The sequence below is a fragment of the Veillonella sp. R32 genome, from assembly GCF_010093125.1.
Lineage (GTDB): Bacteria > Bacillota > Negativicutes > Veillonellales > Veillonellaceae > Veillonella_A.
Genome location: NZ_NMZQ01000021.1, coordinates 1 through 19,876 on the forward strand (window position 1 = coordinate 1; position 19,876 = coordinate 19,876).

The following is a 19,876-nucleotide window of genomic DNA, read 5'->3' on the forward strand; positions in this document are numbered from 1 at the left end:
CATAAATATATTAAAAAAGCGTTGTTAAAGGCTTTATTTAGGTGCGCCTAAAAACTAAAATAAGGACTTCTTTGAGAGTTATGATATCTCAAAGAAGTCCTTATTTTAAAAAGAAAAGAGAGCTGTAACTTAAATGACGGAGAAAATCCGTATTTCGTTACAGCCCCTTTTTGTTTAGTATTATAGATTACAAATTTTTGTTTAGTATCATAGACTATTGATTTTGGCTTATTGTAATAGAGCCTTTAAGAATAGAACATTCAAGGGTAGACTATAATTCGACTTGAGCAGAGAATAATTTGCCTGGAGAGACTATAAATTGCTAGGGGGGAGGCTATCATTAGCAATTTTTACAACATCCTTTACCCCTTTTTATAGGTCTTCACCAAGTAATCAATAGCCTGGCTATAGCCAGCTACGCCTTGCCCCATAATGACTTTTTCCGCATATTCGCTTACGAAGGAATGATGACGGAAGGTTTCACGCTCTTTAGGATTGGAGATATGGACTTCCACTGTAGGGAGGTGAACCGCTTTTAAGGCATCTAAAATAGCAATAGAGGTGTGGCTGTAGGCGGCGGGGTTGATGATGATAGCATCAATATCAAAACGGGCAGCTTGAATCCGATCCACTAAGCTACCTTCATGATTACTTTGGTATAAGCTTACGGAGATACCAAGGGATTCCGCGTAGTCTCGCAGTTGATGAACTAAATCTTCATAGGTTGTGGAGCCATAAATATCAGGTTCACGGAGGCCCAGTAGATTAATGTTAGGTCCATTAAGAATTAAAATGTGCATAATATTCCTCCTCAATGCGTTGCGCGCCTTCGTCAGGTGTTGCAAAGTCAAGACTATACTGTGAAAATGTTTCATACAGAGGCTGGCGAATGGTATACAGTTCTTCTAATCGTTGCAAACCGCCTTGGGATAGGGGGCGATTGTCAGTAGCTAAGCGTTCCAGTGGGCGACGAATCCAGTAAATACGACCATTTTGTCGCAAAATGGGATAGTTTTCAGGTCGAGTTACAATACCACCGCCTGTGGCGATAATGGCCCCTGTAGTTTTGCAAAGTTCTTGTAAGAGGGCGGTTTCCTTTTCACGAAAAGCAGGCTCGCCATAGGTGGCAATGTAGTCCCCAGGATGGCTATAACGTTTTTCAAATTCTTCATCACAGTCGATGAGGGGGCGCTTAAAGCGAGCCGCTAATGCTTGACCTACCGTCGTTTTACCAACGCCAGGCATACCGATGAGGATGATATTTTCTTGTTGTTGCCGTAGCTTAGTAATGATAGTGTCTGCTTCCTCAGGGCCAAAGGTCTTATTTTGAAATAAGGTGGCCGCTGCTACGGCTTGGCCAACGAGCATAGGTAAACCATCACTATAAGGAATTCCGCGTTGTTCCGCTTCGATGAGAAGGGCGGTGCGATACGGATTATATACCACATCTACAACGCCACTCAGTTTGGTAAAATCAGCTAAAGTTATGAGCTGATTTGGGCAGTGGGGATACATGCCTACCGGGGTTGTATTAATGATGATGTCTGTATCCTCGCTATGTTGCGGAGCATCCTCATAAAAAGGGGCCGTTTTGCGGGACAAATGAATGATTTCACGAGCACCTAAATCTTCCAGGGCAATGTGAACCGTATGGGATGTAGCACCGTCACCAAGGATGAGGACTTTTTTATGTGCCACGGTAATATGAGCGCGCTGTAATAGAAAGATGAAACCATCGTAGTCTGTATTATGGCCATACCAGCTATTATCGGCTTGACGAACCATAGTGTTGACACAACCAATACGTTTAGCCGCGTCGGATAAGCGTTGACAAGCACTCATTACAGTTTGTTTATAAGGAATAGTTACATTGAGGCCTTTTAAATCAGGTTGTGCCAGAAATTGAGCGAGTTCATGGGGGAAACGCTCAAAGAGAGTATAGGCGGCATTGCCTAGGGCCTTATGAATTTCAGGCGAATAGCTGTGCCCCAAGGTTTTGCCAAGAAGACCGTAAGGGCTGAGCAAAGGGGTTTGACTCATAGAGATGTCCTTTCTGTATGGTTTGGGGTAAATTGTACATTATTATCGAGTAAAAAGTCTAATAGAACTAGGGCTGTGACAGCTTCAGTTACAGGCACGGCTCGTATGGCAATACAAGGGTCATGGCGGCCTTTAATTTGGAGGTCCACATTGGCTTGTTTTTCATAACTGAAACTTGGCTGTACTTTAGCAATAGAGGCGGTTGGCTTCATGCCTACTTGCAGGATTAGCGGCATGCCATTGGTAATACCGCCTTGAATACCACCACTATTATTATTTAACGTGCGGACGGTGCCTTCCTCTAATAGGAAAGGATCATTTTGTTCCGCCCCCGTGCTAAGACAACCTTCAAAGCCACTGCCAAAGGCGACGCCTTTTACACCAGGAATACCAAAGATAGCTTGAGATAGGCGATTTTCAATGCCGTCAAAATTTGGATTACCTAGACCAGCGGGCAAGCCCGTTACGAATACTTCGATAATACCACCAGTGGAATTGCCCGCTTGGCGCAATTCATCAATGTAGGTAATGGCCCGCAAACGTTCCTGGGGTGATACCATGGCGATGGTTTCAAAGGCTACTTTTTGTAAATCTTCCATAGCCGGCTTGGTGAAACTGATGGGTTTGTCTTTAATGGGGCCAATCTGGCGTAAGTGAGCTGCTACTTCGATACCGTTAGCCTTTAAAATTTGTAACGCTATACCACCAGCACAGCAGAGGGGGGCCGTTAAACGACCGGAGAAATGGCCACCACCACGCATGTCTACGGCATCACCATAACGCATGCGGGCTGTATAATCAGCATGGGACGGACGGGGTACATCTCGGAGATTGTTGTAATCTTTGGAGTGTTGATTGGTGTTTTCAATATAAAAGGCTAACGGTGAGCCACTGAGTTGACCATCTACTAAGCCTGCTAAAAAATGAGGCTGGTCCGCTTCTTTGCGTTGTGTGGTGACTAGACTTTGACCAGGGGCACGGCGTTTCATAAAGCGTAACAGGGCCGTTTCATCAATGGTGAGGCCACAAGGTAAGCCATCCACTACGGCGCCAATGGCTGTGCCATGAGAGGCACCAAATACAGAAATTTTTAAATTTTTACCAAAACTAGAGCTCATATTGCCCTCCCAGTTGCTTCCAATGTTTGAAAAATAGAGGATAGGATTTATTAATAGCGTCGCTGTCAGTAATGGTAACAGGGGTTTCACTAATAAGCGCCATTAAGGTAGCTGCCATTACTAGGCGATGATCGTTATGAGAGTGGACCGTACCTCCTAGAAGTTGCCCTGTGCCAGTAATGTAGAGGTTATCCCCTTCTACACGAGCTTGACCGCCTAAGGTAGCTACTAATTCCTCGACAGCGGCTAAGCGATCCGATTCTTTTAAACGAAGGCGTTCGCCATTCATAAACCAGCTTTCCCCTTCAATACTACAAGCGAGTGCCGCTAGAACAGGCAGTAAATCAGGACATTGTTCTAAGTCTACCGTGATGGGTGTGTGCGCACGGCCACTACAATGTAGCATTGTTTGCTTAGGGGCATCATTTGAACTAGACCAGCTTACGGTGGCACCTGCCGCTGTAATAATGTCTAAAATTCGTTTATCTGCTTGGGTGGAATCGGCTTGTAAATTGGTAATTGTCAGTGGTTGGCCCGTCATGGCCGTCGCTACGAGCCAGATGGCACTATTGGACCAATCCCCTTCGATAGCATATTGTTGGCGTCCTTCATAGTGTTGGTTAGGTGGGACTGTAAAGGTATTGCCGTCGTGGCTGGTCGTTGTGATTACGCCAAAGTCGGCCATAACTTTGCGCGTAAGTTCTACATAATCTCGCGATTGTAGGGCCGTGGTGCTATGAATAGTCACGGGCGCTATGCTAGGGGCCGCTAATAATAGACCTGAGAAGAATTGACTGCTTACGTTACCTACCATTTCAAAGGTGCCCCCTGTAAGCTTACCAGTCATAGTAAACGGTGGTTTAGGGGCTGAAAAACTAATGCCATGAGCTTCCAGTTGGCTTTTTAAGGGTTCTAAGGGACGCTCTGGTAAACGGCCTGCCGCTGTTACGTCAGTGGCTTCGCTGATGACCGAGGCGACAGGTAAGAGTAAACGCAAGGTAGTGCCGGATTCATGAGCATTAATAGCTCTTTTTTGAGTAGTCTTTGATGGCGGAATCTGGGGGATAGGGATTACCGTTACACCAGTGGCTGTCTTAGTTATGGTAGCCCCTAGACCTTGTAACGAGGCAATAGTGGCATCAATGTCTTCCGAATAATGGGCAATAATAAGGGACGACGGGCTTTGTGCTAAGGCCGCTGCAATGAGCGCACGATGGGCGTGGGCTTTAGCGGGAATGGCGGCGATTGTGCCATGGGGAATGGCTCGTTTTACCGTTATGGATGTGGACATGTTATACCTCCTTAACTACATAGTGGGCTAGGTCTTGGTGAGGAATGGTGAGTAGGTCACAATGGCCCCAGCTAATGGGCCGAATAATCGTAATGGTATCACCCTGGCTTTTCTTATCGTGCAAAGCGGCTTGGCATAAGTCAGCGGTGGCAACGTCGGTATGAATCGGCAAGTGATGTGTAGTAAGCAATTGTAAAAAGGCTGTTAATTCCTGCTCACTAATGCGATTAGCTTGGTAGGCGGCGCGCATCATGAGGGCCATGCCAATACTGACGGCCATGCCGTGTTTGACTGTGAAATGGCTTAATTGTTCAATGCTATGGCCAAAGGTGTGGCCAAAATTGAGTAAGGCGCGAAGGCTCCTTTCCCGTTCATCTTGGCTGACAATGGCCGCTTTGGCTTTTACGCAAAGGGCAATAACTTCTTCAATATGCGGTAAATCGCTTTGGCGCAATGGGTGAGTTTGTAAATCTTGTAATAATTCAGGATAGCCTAGCATGCCGTATTTTATAATTTCACCACAGCCATTGGCGAATTCTTCAGCCGGCAAGGTCTGTAATGTCATAGGATCACAGAGGACAAGAATCGGCTGTTTGAAAGCACCCCATAGGTTTTTGCCGGCCGATAAATTAACGGCTGTTTTCCCGCCTACCGAAGAATCTACGGCGGCTAATAAAGAGGTAGGAATTTGCACATAATCGATGCCTCGTAAATAGGTGGCTGCGGCAAAGCCGGCCATATCGCCAACGACACCACCGCCAAGGGCGATGAGTAAGTCTTTACGGGTTAGGGCTTTTTGTGCCATAAATTCCACTAAATCTAGTAAGCGATGGGCGTTTTTTTCCGTTTCACCATGAGGAAATACATAGGTGTAGACGGTATAACCAGACTCTTCTAGTTGCTGTTTGATTATATCTAAATAAAGAGGCGCTACTTGATCGTCGCTAACGATAATGGTAGGGCGAGGGCTTTTTAAAGGCCCTAGATATGACACTAGGTGGTGTAAGGCCTGTTCTTCGATGATAACATCGTAGGAGGTGGAGGCATCGATGTGAATTCGTTCCATAGACTATCCTTTCTCATGCAATTGAATACCTATCTATTCTGAGTATACAATGATTAGTATAAAAAAGCCACGAGTTACCAACGTAGGCTATCGTGGCTTTGGTGAAGTTTACATACAGCGGCCCATTACTTACTTAATACGTCGCGCAAAGCGAACACTTCTTTAGTAAGGGATGCAAATTGATCAGGGCGCAAGGCTTGTGGACCGTCACAAAGGGCTTTCGCTGGGTCAATGTGAACTTCAATCATAAGGCCGTCCGCACCGCCACCAGTGGAAGCGAGCGATAAAGGTCGAACCATACGGCTCATGCCCGCTGCATGGCTAGGGTCCATGATGATTGGTAAATGGCTCAATTCGTGAATCATAGGAATGGCCGTTACATCGAGGGTATTGCGCGTTTTTGTTTCAAAAGTGCGGATCCCGCGTTCACAGAGGACGATTTGTGTATTGCCTTCGCTCATGATGTATTCAGCGGCCATTAACCATTCTTCGTAAGTCGCACTAAGACCGCGTTTTAAGAGGACGGGTTTATTTAATTTACCCACTTCTTTAAGCAAGGTGAAGTTTTGCATGTTACGGGCGCCAATTTGAAGCATGTCTACTTCATCGAAGTATTGTAGTTGTGATGGATCCATGACTTCTGAAACGATAGGTAGCCCTGTTTCTTTTTTTGCCAGGACGAGTAATTCAAGACCTTCAGGACCCATGCCTTGGAACGAGTATGGAGAGGTACGAGGTTTGAAGGCGCCACCACGAAGAATAGTAGCACCTGCTTCTTTGACTGCTTTAGCAGTGGCAATTACTTGTTCTGGTGTTTCAACGGAACAAGGACCCGCCATGATGGCGAAGTGGCCACCACCGATTTTTACGCCACTTACATCAACGATAGTATCTTCGGGATGGAACTTACGGTTGGCTTTTTTGAAAGGCTCTTGAATGCGGGTTACTTTCTCCACAATGTCAAGGGATTCAATTTGTCGTTTATCGAGTAAGGAAGTATCGCCAATTAAGCCAATAAGGGAGTAGTTGCTCCCTTGGACCGGATGTAAGATAATGCCTTGGGCCTCTAATTTGGCGGATAATTCTTGAATCTTCTCTGGTGTTGCGTTTTCTTTCAATGTAATAATCATAGTAATCTCTCCTCTTTTTTCTGTAATGAATATTTGAAAATGTGTTTCGTCCATAATACTATCCTTCTATCTATCAAACATCATATTATTATCAAGTATACAAAAAAGGAGCCACCCGCGTGCACTACGGGTAGCTCCCTAACTATACTAAGCCATCAATGATACCTAAATCAGCGTAGCCCAAATAGTCCTTTACCCGTAGACTGGATAAAGAACCAAAAATAGAAGTATTGGCTGTTTAACGTGCTGATTTGCGTACTCATTATATTGGCTCCTTTCTAAAAGTGATTGCCAACATTATAAACCCATGTTTTTCATTTGGCAAGTCTTTTTTACAAAACATTTTCAAAATGTGTGAAATCTTTTTTATTCCAAGTCATCAAAATCGAAGGCTGCCGCCTTAGTATAGTTTGTTACTTTTGCTTCGAAGAAGTCTGTTTTCGTGCTGTTAAGATTGGAGAAACTTTCAATCCAAGCCATTGGATTTTCCTTGATTTCCGGATAGAGCGGTTTAAGACCAATCGCATCTAGACGAAGGTTCGCTAAGTATTTAATGTAACGTTCGATGAGAACATTATTAATACCGAGAATTTTGTCATCAGTAATATATTGGCCCCAAGCGATTTCATTTTCAGTTCCTTGACGAAGCATGTCTGTTAATTCTTCTTCTAATTCTTGGGTAAATAACTCAGGTCGTTCTTGACGAAGTTCACGAATAATGTTCTGGAATAATACAAGATGGGTTACTTCATCACGATTGATATATTTGAAAATCGTGCTAGTAGCGGTCATTTTACCTTGGCGTGCTAAGGTATAGAAGAAGCTGAAACCGGAGTAGAAGTAAATCCCTTCTAGGATGTAGTTCGCCATGATTGTGCGAATTAAGTTATGTTCCGAAGGATCATCGCTGAAACGTTGGTAAATGTCAGCAATGAAGCGGTTCCGAGCCAATAGATGTTCATCAGTACGCCATTCGTCATAAATGCGGTCACGAGTAATCGGATTGGTTACGGTGTCCAAAATATAGGAATAACTTTGGGCGTGAATTTCTTCTTGGAAGGCCTGAATATTAAGTAGTGACGCTACTTCAGCGGCCGTTACATAACGACTTAGGTTGGGTAAATTTTCACTTTGAATGGAGTCAAGGAAGTTGAGGAAAGAAATAATTTTATCGAAAGCGCGACGTTCGCTGTCAGTAAGGAATGGGAACTGTTTAATATCTTCGTTAAGTGAGATTTCTTCTGGAATCCAGAAGTTGTTAAGCATGGTGCGATAGAGGGTGGTAGCCCAATCATACTTAATGCGGTTCCATTCACGTAAATTGGTAGTGTTACCGCCAATCATACTTTCTGTACCACGTTCGCCGTGTTCGTTAAAAATTAATTTTTTTTTCATAATGGTATTCACCCTTTCTAGATTCAGTGATAAGCCCTCTGTAAGAGGGCCTTTTCTTTAGTATAGCATGACTGTTTGTGAAACGTCTGAAATATTTTAGTATCAGGAAGAACAGCTAGTGCATTCATCCATTTCAAGGGATTGGTTACGAATATAGTAAATCGTTTTAACCCCTTGTTTGTACGCTTCCACATATAAGTTAAGAATTTCTTTGGCTTTCATCTGTGGTGTAATGTACAAGTTAAAAGATTGTGCCTGGTCGATGTGACGTTGACGGGCCGCGCACGCTCGAATGCTCCATTGTTGGTCGATGGTATGCGCTTCTTTGTAGAGCCAGAACGTAGAGTTGTCAAGATCGGGCGCTGTTTTAGGAGTGAAGCTACCTTTTTTCTCTTCAATGAAGAATTTTTTGAAAATAGGGTCAATACCAGCGGTTGTGTTGGCAATATTGGAGGTACTACCAGTAGGAGCAATGGCCATAAGGTAACCGTTGCGAAGGCCGTATTTAGCTACATCTTTGCGAAGTTGTTGCCAACGTTCAGACGTATAACCACGGCGTTCAAAGTAAGCACCAGTTTCCCATTCGGAGCCTTTAAAGGCTGGGTAAGCGCCTTTTTCTTTTGCCAGTTCCATGGATGCTTTGATAGCATAGTAAGCAATGTTTTCAAATAATTTGTCCGCAGTTTCAATATGTTCTTCCGTTTCCCATTGAATTTGATGACGCACTAAGTAGTGGTGGTAGCCACTTGTACCAAGGCCGATGGCACGGTATTTTTCGCTGGTCATTTTAGCTTCTGGTACAGGGAATTGATTAATGGAAATAACATTGTCTAACATGCGAATCTGAAGAGCTACGTTTTCTTCTAATTCTTCGTCAGTAATTTTACCAAGGTTAATGGAATTTAAGTTACAAGTTACCATGTCGCCAGTGATTGTTTTGGTCGTAATGGAGCCGTCTGGGTGAATGGTTTCATCAGAAAGATTAGTAAAACCAACGTTCTGAGCGATTTCGTGACAGAGGTTAGACGCGTAAATCATGCCCGCATGTTTGTTAGGGTTGGTGCGGTTGGCAGTGTCACGGAAGAAGATGAATGGTGTACCTGTTTCTACCGCACTGCGCATGATTTTTTTCATCATGTCTAAAGCACTTACTTGAATGGCATGAAGTTCTGGGTTGTTTTCACAGAGTAGATAATGTTCCGTGAAGGCCTTTTTATCATCGTCATCATAGAAATCTTCTAAGTTAAAGCCCATCACTTGTTGTACTTCGTGAGGGTCAAAGAGGCTGAAGTTTTCACGAGCTAAGAGGCGTTCCATGAAAATATCTGGAATAGCAACTGCTGGGAAAATATCATGTGCTTTACGACGATCATCGCCGTTATTTGTACGAAGTTCTACAAATTCATAGAAGTCTTTGTGCCAAATATCAAGGGTTACAGTGGCACCGCCTTTACGTTTACCCAATTGGTCAACGGCCACGGCGGTATCATTATATAAACGAATCCAAGGAATAACGCCACCAGAGGAGTTTTTGTAGCCACGAATATCACTGTTTAAAGCACGGACACGGCCCATGTAAATCCCAAGAGCACCACCATGTTTAGATACGCGGGAGAACTTACTGTTTACATCATAAATAGACCATAAATTGTCGTCTACCCCAGAGATAAAGCAGCTGCTGAGCTGATGAAATGGCGTACCAGCATTGGCCAAGGTTGGCGTAGCGGTAGTCATTTTTAAAGTACTCATTAAGTCGTAGAATTTCTTAGCAAATTCTACTTTGCGGTCCCCTTCGATGAGGGCTAGATGCATAGCAATCGCCATGAAACGTTCTTGTGGTAATTCGAATACTTCTTTGTTGTAGCCTTTTACTAGGTAACGATCGGCTAATAATTTAATGCCTTCGTAGTTAAATAAATAGTCGCGTTTCGGTTTAATATAGTCGCCCAATTCTTCTAATTCTTCTGGCGTATATTTAGTGAGGAAGAAATCAGCGTAGCGATTAGCTTCAACCAAGGTTTTAACTAGGGCTGGGAAATTGCCGTAGCCAAAGGCTTTGTATTTGCGTTGGATAGCTGCTTCTTTGTATAAGTCAAATAAGAAGAGACGAGCCGCTACATATTGCCAGTCTTGGTTCATGCGATTTACCATGTTACCAAAACCGTCGTCTGCTTTTTGGATTACCTTTTCGATGGCCGTTTGCACGAGAATTTTTTGAATTTCTTTCGTGCTCATGCCATCTACGAATTGGAGCTTGGAGTCCATTTCTAGTTCGATAGGATCGCAACTGTCCAGTCCTAAGCAAGCAAAAGCAATCATTTTTTTGGTTTTTTCTACAGAGAGCGGTTCATAGTGGCCGTCTCGTTTTTTAATCATAATAGCCATGAAATACGGTTCCTTCCCTTTACAAAGTGTTAATAAATTAGTTTAAAAAACTCGATTCCTCTAAATACATGGATTATTTTTGAGTTATTTTATGAAGTATTATAAATCAATATCTTGTATATGATATTACTTATCATATACAAGATACACCTCATTATACTATTTTTCACCGTATAAAAGAAAGAGGGAAATACGAATGTAAATTGAAAATTTTGCATATGGACAATGGATGGACATTTATTTTAGATTTTTTGACTTGACAGAGGACCTAATGGGGAATGTATAGGGGTGTAAGCGGGCTTACGAAGTAAGACGAATCGCTTATGGCGTTTGCAAACGGTCAATGAGAATGTTGAGAAATTCAGAGTACATGTACTTTTTACATAGGGTAAATTTTATTTTGATTTAGATAATGTATGCTTTTTAGTCATGAATGACGAAAAGTAACATAGATTGGGAGGCAATTATGGCAACAGGCAATGCAAATATTTTAAAACATGAATTACAACTTGTATTTTTAGATGACGACAGTAAGGAAACAACGGTGCGTATTTCAGTACCAAAAGCAGATGTTACCTTGGGGGCCGTTAAAACTGTGGCTGATATGGTGTTGGCTAAACATTTGATGACCAGTGCTAAAGGTAAGGTGTTAACCGCTTTTAAAGGGGCTTATATGGTAGAAAATACTAGTGCGCCTATTGTGGCATAGGAGGATTAGAAGTACCGACTGATTCTAGGTGAGTTAGAGGTAACGATTGATTGAGGTTGTTTTGTGTACTATATAGATTTATTTAGTGCATGCGTATTGTAAGTAGTGTGATGAAAATTTTTAGGAGGTCAATTATGGCAGATGTAGCAGTAAAAGAAGTGGTAAAAATTCAGATTCGTTTAGATTTAGGGGATAAAAAGGTAAAAAATATTAGCATTGGCAATATCAATCCAGAATTGACCAATGATGATTTTGAAGAAGTAGGTCAAGCTATGGCAACTCTTTGTGCCTATCCGTATAAAGATGTAGTTCGTGTAGAAACTACTACCGTAGCGCCACAGGCTTAACGGCGTAAAATAAAGGCTACGTGCTCGTGAACCGACGAGTACGTAGCTTTTTTTATTGTATTTTTGTGGATCTTCTATTGCTTCTTTATGGTCCTTCTATGCTTTTCTGTAGTTCTTCTATGGTATTTTTAATGGAGCGTTTATAAATTGCTTTACAAATTGAAGCGTAATCGGTAAGATATATCTAATTAGATGTGTAAAAAGCGAGGGGCGATAGTTTGACACCGACAGAAATGAAAATATTAATTGGTTTGCACCGCAATGTTAATACACTTGATAAAAAGACGGCTGACTTAGCCGCTGAATATGGTTTGACCTTTAGCCAGTTTATGGTGTTGGAAGCATTATATAGTAAAGGCGATATGACTGTTGGCGAGGTACGTGAACGCATTCTAAGTACGGTTGGTACCATCTCATTAATTGTCAATAATTTGGTAAAGTTGAATTATATTGAGCGATTGGAGGATCCAAAGGATCGACGGGTGTGCATTTTACATTTAACAAAGGCGGGCTATGATATTATTAGTGAGTTGGCGCCTCGGAATGTGCAGGCCATTCAAGCAAGTATGGCTAAATTGGGGGCTGCTGAACAAGAAACATTATTGCATTTGTTAAAAAAGTTAAGTGAAAATCGATAAATCTAAAACGAATAGCTAACTTATAGAGGAGAGTTAGTTTTTACGCTATATTAGTCCATAATGGGCTATATCTAAAATAGTATGGAGCGTAGAAGCTGATTCTCCTTTTGTTATATAGGCAGGGTTCTTAAATTACGCTATAATAAAATAAGATAGAAACATAAGGAGGTTATGACCGATGGCTGTAAGTGTAATGCGTAAAAAATGGTTATTGTCTTTGTTAGGGACAGTGCTTGTTTCAGGAACTGCGTTGGGGGCTACGATTCCTACTAGTGGTTTACAGGATGTAGTTAATTATACAACGGCTGATACTGTAGTAGCTGGTTCGCCGTTAGCCGAACGAGGTGTGCCAAAACAGCTGTTAGAAGCGTATTTGCCAGCTTCAACGGCTAAAACGTCGGTTACCAATAGTAGCAATTCGTGGTATCGACAACAAGCTTTAAAGGTAGCGTTACCGATGACGGATGTAACACAATATAAGCAGATTCCTGCCTTTGATGGATTCCCAAAAGAAATTCCTAGTTTTGCTAAGGACGTGCAAGTATTTTATGTACCTCAATTTGGTAAAGCTGGTGGTGAAGCACAAGTAGCGTTCAAGGGAACGGCCAATGAGTTGGCGTTGTATCGTGCAGAGGCGATGAAACTAGCTATTATGCAGACAAATTTAGCGGATAGCCGTTCTGTATATGTTAAAATGGAACCTAATTCAGACATGCAGTATGCTTATAGTTTACGGGAACTATTACCAGATTATCGTTTTAACATATCTAAGGAATTGAGTAATTTAGGCCCATGGCGTGATTTTTGGAGTGATAGTATTGACGCTAACGAGCAGACTTTACAAGTACAACCGACTACACAATTATTTGATGAAACAACTAATAAAGAGTTGCAACAAAGCTTGCTAGGCTATTATTCATATACGTATACGTCGCAACCTTTGGGCGATGCGTATGAGTATTATATTTTTAATGTGGGAACAACCTTTGATCACCCTTATGTAACAGGGGCTGCCTTTGCTAAAACGGGGACCGAAGTTATTTATTTTTATCGGCAGTTGTAAATATAAAAATCCGAATGTTGATTAATTTTAGCTTTTGAATGTTCGGTTATTTATATTGACCCCTTATAGGTCCTATGATAGAATGAAAGAAGAATATTCAGTCATTTTCCTGGAGGTTTAACACACATGATCCAACGGTATACAAGAGAAAAAATGGGCCACATTTGGAGCGAACGTAACGAATTTGAACAAATGTTGGAAGTTGAAATTTTAGCTTGTGAAGCACAAGCTGAATTGGGAACTATTCCTAAAGAAGCAGCTAAAGTGATTCGTGAAAAAGCTAATTTTGACGTAGAACGTATTCACGAAATCGAAAAAGAAACAAATCATGATATTATTTCCTTCGTAACTGCAGTTGGCGAATACGTAGGGGAAGAAGCTAAGTATATTCACCTTGGTTTAACTTCTACGGATGTAAAAGATACAGCGCTTGGGGCTATGATGAAACAAGCGTGTGACATCATTTTGGAAGACTTACATACTTTGCGCGATGTACTTCGTCGTCGAGCTGCTGAATTCAAATATACGCCAATGGTGGGGCGTACTCATGGGATTCATGGAGAACCAACTACGTTTGGTTTGAAACTTTGCCTTTGGATGGCTGAAATTGAACGAGATATTGAACGTTTAGAACATGCTAAGAAAAATGTAGCTGTTGGCAAGATGTCTGGTGCCGTAGGTACTTACTCAGTAAATGATCCATTTATTGAAAAATATGTATGTGAAAAACTTGGTTTGGAACCAGTTAAAATTGCGACTCAGGTTATTCAACGTGACCGTCATGCTGAACTTTGCAGTACATTAGCTATTATCGCTAGTACTTTGGATAAAATTGCTCTAGAAATTCGTCATTTACAACGTACGGAAGTGCGCGAAGCTGAAGAATATTTCAGCCCTAAACAAAAAGGTTCTTCCGCTATGCCTCATAAACGTAATCCAATTACTTGTGAACGTATTTGTGGCTTAGCCCGCGTGGTGCGTGGCAATGCACAAGCAGCTATGGAAGATGTGGCTTTGTGGCACGAACGTGATATTTCTCATAGTTCAGTAGAGCGTGTTATTTTGCCAGATAGCACGATTACAGTGGATTACATGTTATCCTTAACAATTAAAGTAATTGATAAATTGTTAGTATATCCAGAAAATATGATGAAAAACTTGGAATTAACGGGCGGTTTAATTTTCAGCCAACAAATTTTAACAGCTTTGGTTGATAAAGGGGCCATTCGTGACCAAGCCTATCGTTGGGTACAGCGTCATGCTATGGCTCGTTGGTTAGAAGGTAAAGATTTCAAAGCCGGCTTAAAAGGCGATGAAGATATTAAGAAATACTTAACAGACGAAGAAATTGATCATTTATTTGATCCACATCGCATGCTTCGTCATGTAGATACTATTATGGCTCGCTTTGGGTTATAATATAGACATACAATAGAATATAAATACATTAAAGGTGTATCTTGAAACTAGATGTTTTAGTTTCTAAGATGCACCTTTTTCTTGTGTTTATTGAAGAAATAGATTATGGTTGCTAACTCCCTAATGCATGCTTTTTAAAGGTGTGCTATAATGAGGTGTATGAATGCTCTGATTTAGAGTAGGCCATACCAACAACTGACACTATGTGAGATAAATGGAGGTTTAATATTATGGCAACCAGTATGGTTATCGGCACCCAATGGGGCGACGAAGGAAAAGGTAAAATCGTAGATTATTTAGCAGAACAGGCAGACGTGGTAGTACGCAGTCAAGGTGGCAATAATGCTGGACATACCGTAGTGGTTGACGATAAAGCATTTGCTCTTCGTTTATTACCTAGTGGTATTTTGTATGATGACAAAATCAATGTTGTAGGTACTGGTACGGTTATTGATCCTAAAGTATTGCTTGGTGAAATTGAAAACTTAGAACGAGAAGGAAAAAGTGCGAAAACTTTGCAGATTTCTAATCGTGCTCATGTAATTTTGCCATATCATAATCGTTTGGATGAAGCGGAAGAAGCATCTAAAGGAGCTCTTTCTATCGGCACTACTAAAAATGGTATCGGCCCATGCTATGCGGATAAAGTAAATCGTATCGGCATCCGTATTTGCGATTTGATGAATGAAGAAGTTTTCAAAGAAAAATTAACATATAATGTAAAACTTAAAAATAAAATTTTGCGTGATGTATATGGGGCAGAACCAGTAGATTACTATGAAATTCTCAAAGACTACTTAGGCTATGCAGACCGTTTGCGTCAATATGTAACGGATACAAACTACAATGTAGTATCCTATATCAAAGACGGTAAAAAAGTATTGTTTGAAGGGGCACAGGCTACTATGCTTGACCTTGACCATGGCACGTATCCATTCGTAACAAGCTCTCACCCAATTTCTGGTGGCGCTTCGGTTGGTGCTGGTGTAGGCCCTAACTATTTGAAAAATATCGTAGGGGTTGTTAAAGCATATGCTACTCGTGTAGGGGCTGGCCCATTCCCATCTGAATTATTAAATGAAACAGGCGATTTGCTTCGTGAAACAGGTCGTGAATTTGGTACTGTAACGGGCCGTCCTCGCCGTTGTGGTTGGTTAGACCTTGCTGTAGTTCGCTATGCCGCTGATTTGAACAGTCTTGATTACTTGGCAATTACTCGTCTTGATATTTTAGATAAATTGCCAGAATTAAAAATCTGTGTGGGTTATACTTTAAATGGCGAACCAGTAAAAGGCTTCCCCGCTGATTTACAAGAATTAGAAAAATGCGAACCAGTTTATGAAACCTTACCTGGTTGGCAGACAGATATTAGCCATATTCGCAACTACGAAGATTTGCCAGAAAATGCACGTCGTTATGTAGAACGTATTTCTGAAGTAACGGGTGTTCGTCTTGGTATTGTATCCGTTGGTCCTAATCGTAAACAGACCATCGTATTACAAGATGTATTTGGTGCTTAAGAAGTAAAGTAGAGTCGTGAAGCCATAGTGCTTTGCGACTCTTTTTATGTTTATCTTCTGCTAATAGACATGTTAATAAGGTTTTATGTCTAAAATGGTCAATTTATATTAATTTTCAGTAAAATATGGTAAAATTAAATTTAGTGTAGTATGTAATTTATAAAATATATATTTATTTTTGTGAGCGTACAGTATCTAGTGGTGGTTCGACGGTGTAGTCCATTCGTAGTGGAAGCTATGTTGACACTGCAGGCTCATAGGAATGAATATAATTGGTTAATGAATTTGTATTCGTAAAGGAGATTACAAAACGTGGAATATCTAATTTCATTTTTAGAAACTTATGGTTATGCGGCCATGTTTATTGCTATGGTGCTGGAAAATGCTAATATCCCAATCCCTAGTGAGATTGTCTTAGGGTTTTCTGGTTATCTTATTGCGCAAGGCGTATTTGAGATGAATATGACTATGCTTGTGGCTACCGCTGCTGGTGTAGTAGGTTCTATTTTATCGTATTGGATGGGCGAACATGGTGGTCGTCCTTTACTTAAACGATATGGCAAGTATATTTTCTTCAACGAGCATAAATTTGCTATGGCAGAAAAAATGTTCAATAAATATGGTGGTGCTGCTGTATTTTTTGGCCGTTTATTGCCAGGGATTCGTACGTTCATTTCTTTCCCTGCAGGGATTGCTCGCTATCCTATGGGGCGATTTGTCATTTGGACTTTGTTAGGCACGATTCCTTGGACGATTTTGCTCGTTTGGCTAGGTGTGAAATTAGGGGAACATTGGCAAGATTTAATTGAGTATAATCACGAATTCTTAGTGATTATGATTGCTGTCTTTGCTGTTGTTGCTCTATTCTTTGGTATTCGTTATTATCGCCATAAAAAGAACAAAGCGGCCGCTACGTCGTCTGATACTCAGGATAGCCAGCAAGACTAAGGAGGGATTTGATGCGGCTTCATCGTTTGACCGTTATTTGTTTTCTCATTGCCTTAGCCATGTATGCTATAGGGAATGGGGCTTTATCAGTGACTGATCCGGTAGAGTCTAATTATGCATTGACGGCAAAAGAAATGGCGGTAACTGGTGATTGGTTATCGCCACAGATTTATCATAATTATTGGTATGATAAACCCATTATGATTTATTGGCTCATAGGCCTAAGTTATAAATTATTTGGTTTTACCGATTTTGCAGCTCGCTTTCCGGCTGCTTTATTCGGGGCCTTGGCTATAGGCTTGTTTTATCAAGTGGTGCGTAGTATTTCAGGACGACGCTTACTATCCTTGTGGAGCGCTATGATTTTAGGGTCTTCCTTAGAATTTTGGCTCTTAGCTAGGGGGATTGTAACGGATATGGTACTCCTATGGGCTACGATTGGTACTTTTGCCTATGCCTATCGTGGTCTGACTGAGGGCAAGACACGCTTTATGGTATGGGCCTATATCTTTGCCGGCCTAGGGGTTCTTACTAAAGGGCCCGTAGCGTTGGTACTGCCAGGCATTTTATTGTTAGTGTATGCCTTGGTTATGCGTTCGTGGAGCATGGTGCGTTATATTTTTGCTTGGCAAGGGATTTTGGCATTTATTATTGTCGTTTTACCTTGGTATGGCTACATGTATTTGACTCATGGGCAAGACTTTATTAATGGGTTCTTGGGTCTACATAATGTAGTGCGCGCTACGCAATCAGAACATCCTGATGTAAATTATTGGTGGTACTATTTAGCTATGTTCCCGATTGCTTCCTTGCCTTGGACAGGTGCTATTCTTTATGGTATGTATTATGGTTGGCGTTTAAAACAGCCATTTTATATTTTTTCCATGGTCATGGGGTGGGGCACCTTGTTGTTCTATTCTCTTATGGCGACTAAATATCCGACATATACTTTTATTAGTTTGATTCCTTTTAGCTTCTTAGGCGCTTTTGGGGTGGTAAAATTATTGCGGCCTGGTGCGCCTTGCAAGGGCTGGTGGCGCCTTATGGGGCCGGCCTTTGCACTTTGGCTTATCCTAGGTATCGCTAGTTTCTTTGTGCCTTGGGGCTTTTGGTATTTGCTTTATGTATTTATCGTAGTAGGCATTATTGTAACAGTTCTTATGTATATCAATCGTAAGCGCTATATGCTTCCTGTGGTGATTGCCTTTGTTACCATGGCTATTGCAGGGCTTGTGATTCATGAAGGGGTGCAGCCATTGATTGAGCAACGTTCTTCTGAAACGTATGCACCGATAGTAGCTAACTATGAAGGTAATATTTATTTTTATGGCAATTATAGCGCATCCTTAGTGTATTACACGGATAAAGAAATTACGAAGATTGAGGATGACGCTATTCCGTCAATCCGTGAAAAACGGAGTGCTGCTTGGGACGGTAAAAATACGATGCCGACCAAAACAGTGGCTGAAGTGGTTAAACAATTTGAAGTGACTCAGTATAATGAAGAACGTATTTTACGGTCTGTTACGAATAATCAAGGGCGACCTACTCGTCTACCAATGGGCGATAAACCGACAGCGCCTATGCCTATAGACAATCCAGTGCCTTTGCAAGCTATGATTATTGTACCTGAGAAGTTACAACCGTATTTTGAAGCAACGCCATTATTTAAAATGGTGGAACTGAAACGATCCATTAATAAAGTGCTGATTTATGAAACCCCGTAATGTTGTTATGCCTAGGAGGTCTGACATTGTGAAAAACGCTGAAAGACAAGTTGAATTAGAAGTTAAGGTTGATCAGTTTATTGAGCGATTGGCTTCCTATGAAGGGTCGCCGCCGGTATTTAATCCTTGGCGTGATTATGAGCCTACTTTGGATATAAGTGAAGAGGCGCCAGCCATTCGGCGTGACCAATTGCGGCAATATTTAGTAGCGCGCTTAGGCGGTTGTCCCTATGTGATTATTGCTGAAGCCATGGGATACCAAGGAGGCCGGTTTTCAGGAATTGCTATTACCTGTGAACGCATGCTCTTAGGGTTTCATGAGGAAATAGAGGCATCCATGATTTTACCTCATGGCGAAGGTCAACGAACTAGTTTGGCTACAAGCCCTTTAATTACCAAAGCTAAAGTGCGCAAGGAAGGCTTCAATGAACCGACCGATACGGTGGTATGGACTACCTTACTCGATAATGAGATTGATCCCTATGAGGCCTTATTGTGGAATATTTTTCCGTTTCATCCTCATGAAGCAGATAATTTATTATCTAATCGCACACCTACAGAGGCAGAGCTGGCTATCGGTGGTACCTTTGCTAAGGAATTGCTAGTGTTAAATAACTTGGCCCTTCATGGGCAGGTGGAGCTCGCACAGGCCTTAGGGTCAGCAGCTACAGAGGAAAGGCCTAATAGTAGTGTCTTTGCTGTAGGGCGTAAAGCCTATGGTGTCTTGGAAGAGCAACGTATTTTTTCTTATTCGTTACGCCATCCTGCCAATGGTGGGGCACAACAGTATCGGGACCAATTTGCTGAGATTTATTCGTTTTTGCCAAACCGTGCATAATGAGCGTATCTGCGTTGAATAGAGCGTATAGGTAAGCTATAGTAAGAACCTCCGAGTATGACTCGGGGGTTCTTTGAGTTTTGCCCTATAATATGGTATACTATTAATTAAGATATTCGTTCGGCTTTGGGCAATGGATTTCATCGCTATGTTTATATAGTTCTTGTGAAGTGCTATATGCATAGCCATCGTTGATGAAAGGCCCTTTAACTTTACAAGTAGCAACATGCATAGGGAGAGGT

General features: G+C 41.6%; 17 protein-coding genes. 9 read left to right on the plus strand and 8 right to left on the minus strand.

Annotated elements, in window-relative coordinates; all coding sequences use genetic code 11:
* Window positions 1-362 precede the first annotated feature (362 nt).
* From aroQ to VER_RS04895, 8 genes are all read right to left on the minus strand, one after another.
* On the minus strand, window positions 363-800 hold the full coding sequence (gene aroQ / locus VER_RS04860) for a type II 3-dehydroquinate dehydratase (protein ID WP_162099755.1): 438 nt from the start codon (window positions 798-800) through the stop codon (window positions 363-365).
* On the minus strand, window positions 781-2,040 hold the full coding sequence (locus VER_RS04865) for a shikimate kinase (RefSeq protein WP_162099756.1): 1,260 nt from the start codon (window positions 2,038-2,040) through the stop codon (window positions 781-783). The genes aroQ and VER_RS04865 overlap by 20 nt, the downstream gene beginning before the upstream one ends.
* Window positions 2,037-3,158 carry a chorismate synthase gene (aroC, locus tag VER_RS04870; protein WP_162099757.1) on the minus strand — a complete coding sequence of 374 codons (1,122 nt, stop codon included), beginning with the start codon at window positions 3,156-3,158 and terminating at the stop codon, window positions 2,037-2,039. The genes VER_RS04865 and aroC overlap by 4 nt, the downstream gene beginning before the upstream one ends.
* On the minus strand, window positions 3,148-4,449 hold the full coding sequence (aroA, locus tag VER_RS04875; protein WP_162099758.1) for a 3-phosphoshikimate 1-carboxyvinyltransferase: 1,302 nt from the start codon (window positions 4,447-4,449) through the stop codon (window positions 3,148-3,150). Before aroA ends, aroC begins: the two co-directional genes overlap by 11 nt.
* A 1-nt stretch (window position 4,450) precedes the next feature.
* The gene (aroB, locus tag VER_RS04880) at window positions 4,451-5,515 is read right to left on the minus strand and encodes a 3-dehydroquinate synthase (protein WP_162099759.1); all 1,065 of its coding nucleotides are present in this window, start codon (window positions 5,513-5,515) and stop codon (window positions 4,451-4,453) included.
* Between the two features lie 125 nt (window positions 5,516-5,640).
* Window positions 5,641-6,645 (minus strand): 3-deoxy-7-phosphoheptulonate synthase, encoded by a 1,005-nt coding sequence (gene aroF, locus VER_RS04885; RefSeq protein WP_162099760.1) that lies wholly within the window; start codon window positions 6,643-6,645, stop codon window positions 5,641-5,643.
* Window positions 6,646-7,011: 366 nt separating this feature from the next.
* Window positions 7,012-8,040: a ribonucleotide-diphosphate reductase subunit beta gene (locus VER_RS04890; RefSeq protein ID WP_162099761.1), complete on the minus strand. Its 1,029-nt coding sequence runs from the start codon at window positions 8,038-8,040 to the stop codon at window positions 7,012-7,014.
* 102 nt (window positions 8,041-8,142) lie between these two features.
* Entirely contained in the window at window positions 8,143-10,425 is a 2,283-nt protein-coding gene (locus VER_RS04895; protein WP_162099762.1) for a ribonucleoside-diphosphate reductase subunit alpha, read from the minus strand.
* Between the two features lie 487 nt (window positions 10,426-10,912).
* On the opposite strand from VER_RS04895, the gene VER_RS04900 reads away from it, so the two are divergent.
* From VER_RS04900 to VER_RS04940, 9 genes are all read left to right on the plus strand, one after another.
* Window positions 10,913-11,134: a DUF2922 domain-containing protein gene (locus VER_RS04900; protein ID WP_370456468.1), complete on the plus strand. Its 222-nt coding sequence runs from the start codon at window positions 10,913-10,915 to the stop codon at window positions 11,132-11,134.
* 134 nt (window positions 11,135-11,268) lie between these two features.
* A complete protein-coding gene (locus VER_RS04905) occupies window positions 11,269-11,481 on the plus strand; it encodes a hypothetical protein (RefSeq protein ID WP_162099764.1) in 213 nt (70 codons plus the stop codon).
* A 218-nt stretch (window positions 11,482-11,699) separates the two neighbouring features.
* Complete coding sequence (locus VER_RS04910) at window positions 11,700-12,119, plus strand: MarR family winged helix-turn-helix transcriptional regulator (RefSeq protein WP_162099765.1); 420 nt, start codon at window positions 11,700-11,702, stop codon at window positions 12,117-12,119.
* 178 nt (window positions 12,120-12,297) lie between these two features.
* Window positions 12,298-13,182 (plus strand): hypothetical protein, encoded by an 885-nt coding sequence (locus VER_RS04915; protein WP_162099766.1) that lies wholly within the window; start codon window positions 12,298-12,300, stop codon window positions 13,180-13,182.
* A 126-nt stretch (window positions 13,183-13,308) separates the two neighbouring features.
* Window positions 13,309-14,601, plus strand: a complete 1,293-nt coding sequence (gene purB / locus VER_RS04920; RefSeq protein WP_162099767.1) for an adenylosuccinate lyase — start codon at window positions 13,309-13,311, stop codon at window positions 14,599-14,601.
* Window positions 14,602-14,831: 230 nt separating this feature from the next.
* A complete protein-coding gene (locus VER_RS04925) occupies window positions 14,832-16,121 on the plus strand; it encodes an adenylosuccinate synthase (protein WP_162099768.1) in 1,290 nt (429 codons plus the stop codon).
* Between the two features lie 312 nt (window positions 16,122-16,433).
* Window positions 16,434-17,069 carry a DedA family protein gene (locus tag VER_RS04930; RefSeq protein WP_162099769.1) on the plus strand — a complete coding sequence of 212 codons (636 nt, stop codon included), beginning with the start codon at window positions 16,434-16,436 and terminating at the stop codon, window positions 17,067-17,069.
* A gap of 11 nt (window positions 17,070-17,080) precedes the next feature.
* Window positions 17,081-18,796 carry a glycosyltransferase family 39 protein gene (locus VER_RS04935; protein ID WP_162099770.1) on the plus strand — a complete coding sequence of 572 codons (1,716 nt, stop codon included), beginning with the start codon at window positions 17,081-17,083 and terminating at the stop codon, window positions 18,794-18,796.
* A gap of 28 nt (window positions 18,797-18,824) precedes the next feature.
* A complete protein-coding gene (locus tag VER_RS04940; protein ID WP_238390141.1) occupies window positions 18,825-19,634 on the plus strand; it encodes a uracil-DNA glycosylase in 810 nt (269 codons plus the stop codon).
* Window positions 19,635-19,876: the final 242 nt, after the last annotated feature.

Bases quoted from the DNA above. Each gene is read 5' to 3' on its own strand.
- aroQ (WP_162099755.1), bottom strand. From the start codon at position 800: ATGCACATTTTAATTCTTAATGGACCTAACATTAATCTACTGGGCCTC.
- VER_RS04865 (WP_162099756.1), bottom strand. From the start codon at position 2,040: ATGAGTCAAACCCCTTTGCTCAGCCCTTACGGTCTTCTTGGCAAAACC.
- aroC (WP_162099757.1), bottom strand. From the start codon at position 3,158: ATGAGCTCTAGTTTTGGTAAAAATTTAAAAATTTCTGTATTTGGTGCC.
- aroA (WP_162099758.1), bottom strand. From the start codon at position 4,449: ATGTCCACATCCATAACGGTAAAACGAGCCATTCCCCATGGCACAATC.
- aroB (WP_162099759.1), bottom strand. From the start codon at position 5,515: ATGGAACGAATTCACATCGATGCCTCCACCTCCTACGATGTTATCATC.
- aroF (WP_162099760.1), bottom strand. From the start codon at position 6,645: ATGATTATTACATTGAAAGAAAACGCAACACCAGAGAAGATTCAAGAA.
- VER_RS04890 (WP_162099761.1), bottom strand. From the start codon at position 8,040: ATGAAAAAAAAATTAATTTTTAACGAACACGGCGAACGTGGTACAGAA.
- VER_RS04895 (WP_162099762.1), bottom strand. From the start codon at position 10,425: ATGGCTATTATGATTAAAAAACGAGACGGCCACTATGAACCGCTCTCT.
- VER_RS04905 (WP_162099764.1), top strand. From the start codon at position 11,269: ATGGCAGATGTAGCAGTAAAAGAAGTGGTAAAAATTCAGATTCGTTTA.
- VER_RS04915 (WP_162099766.1), top strand. From the start codon at position 12,298: ATGGCTGTAAGTGTAATGCGTAAAAAATGGTTATTGTCTTTGTTAGGG.
- purB (WP_162099767.1), top strand. From the start codon at position 13,309: ATGATCCAACGGTATACAAGAGAAAAAATGGGCCACATTTGGAGCGAA.
- VER_RS04925 (WP_162099768.1), top strand. From the start codon at position 14,832: ATGGCAACCAGTATGGTTATCGGCACCCAATGGGGCGACGAAGGAAAA.
- VER_RS04935 (WP_162099770.1), top strand. From the start codon at position 17,081: ATGCGGCTTCATCGTTTGACCGTTATTTGTTTTCTCATTGCCTTAGCC.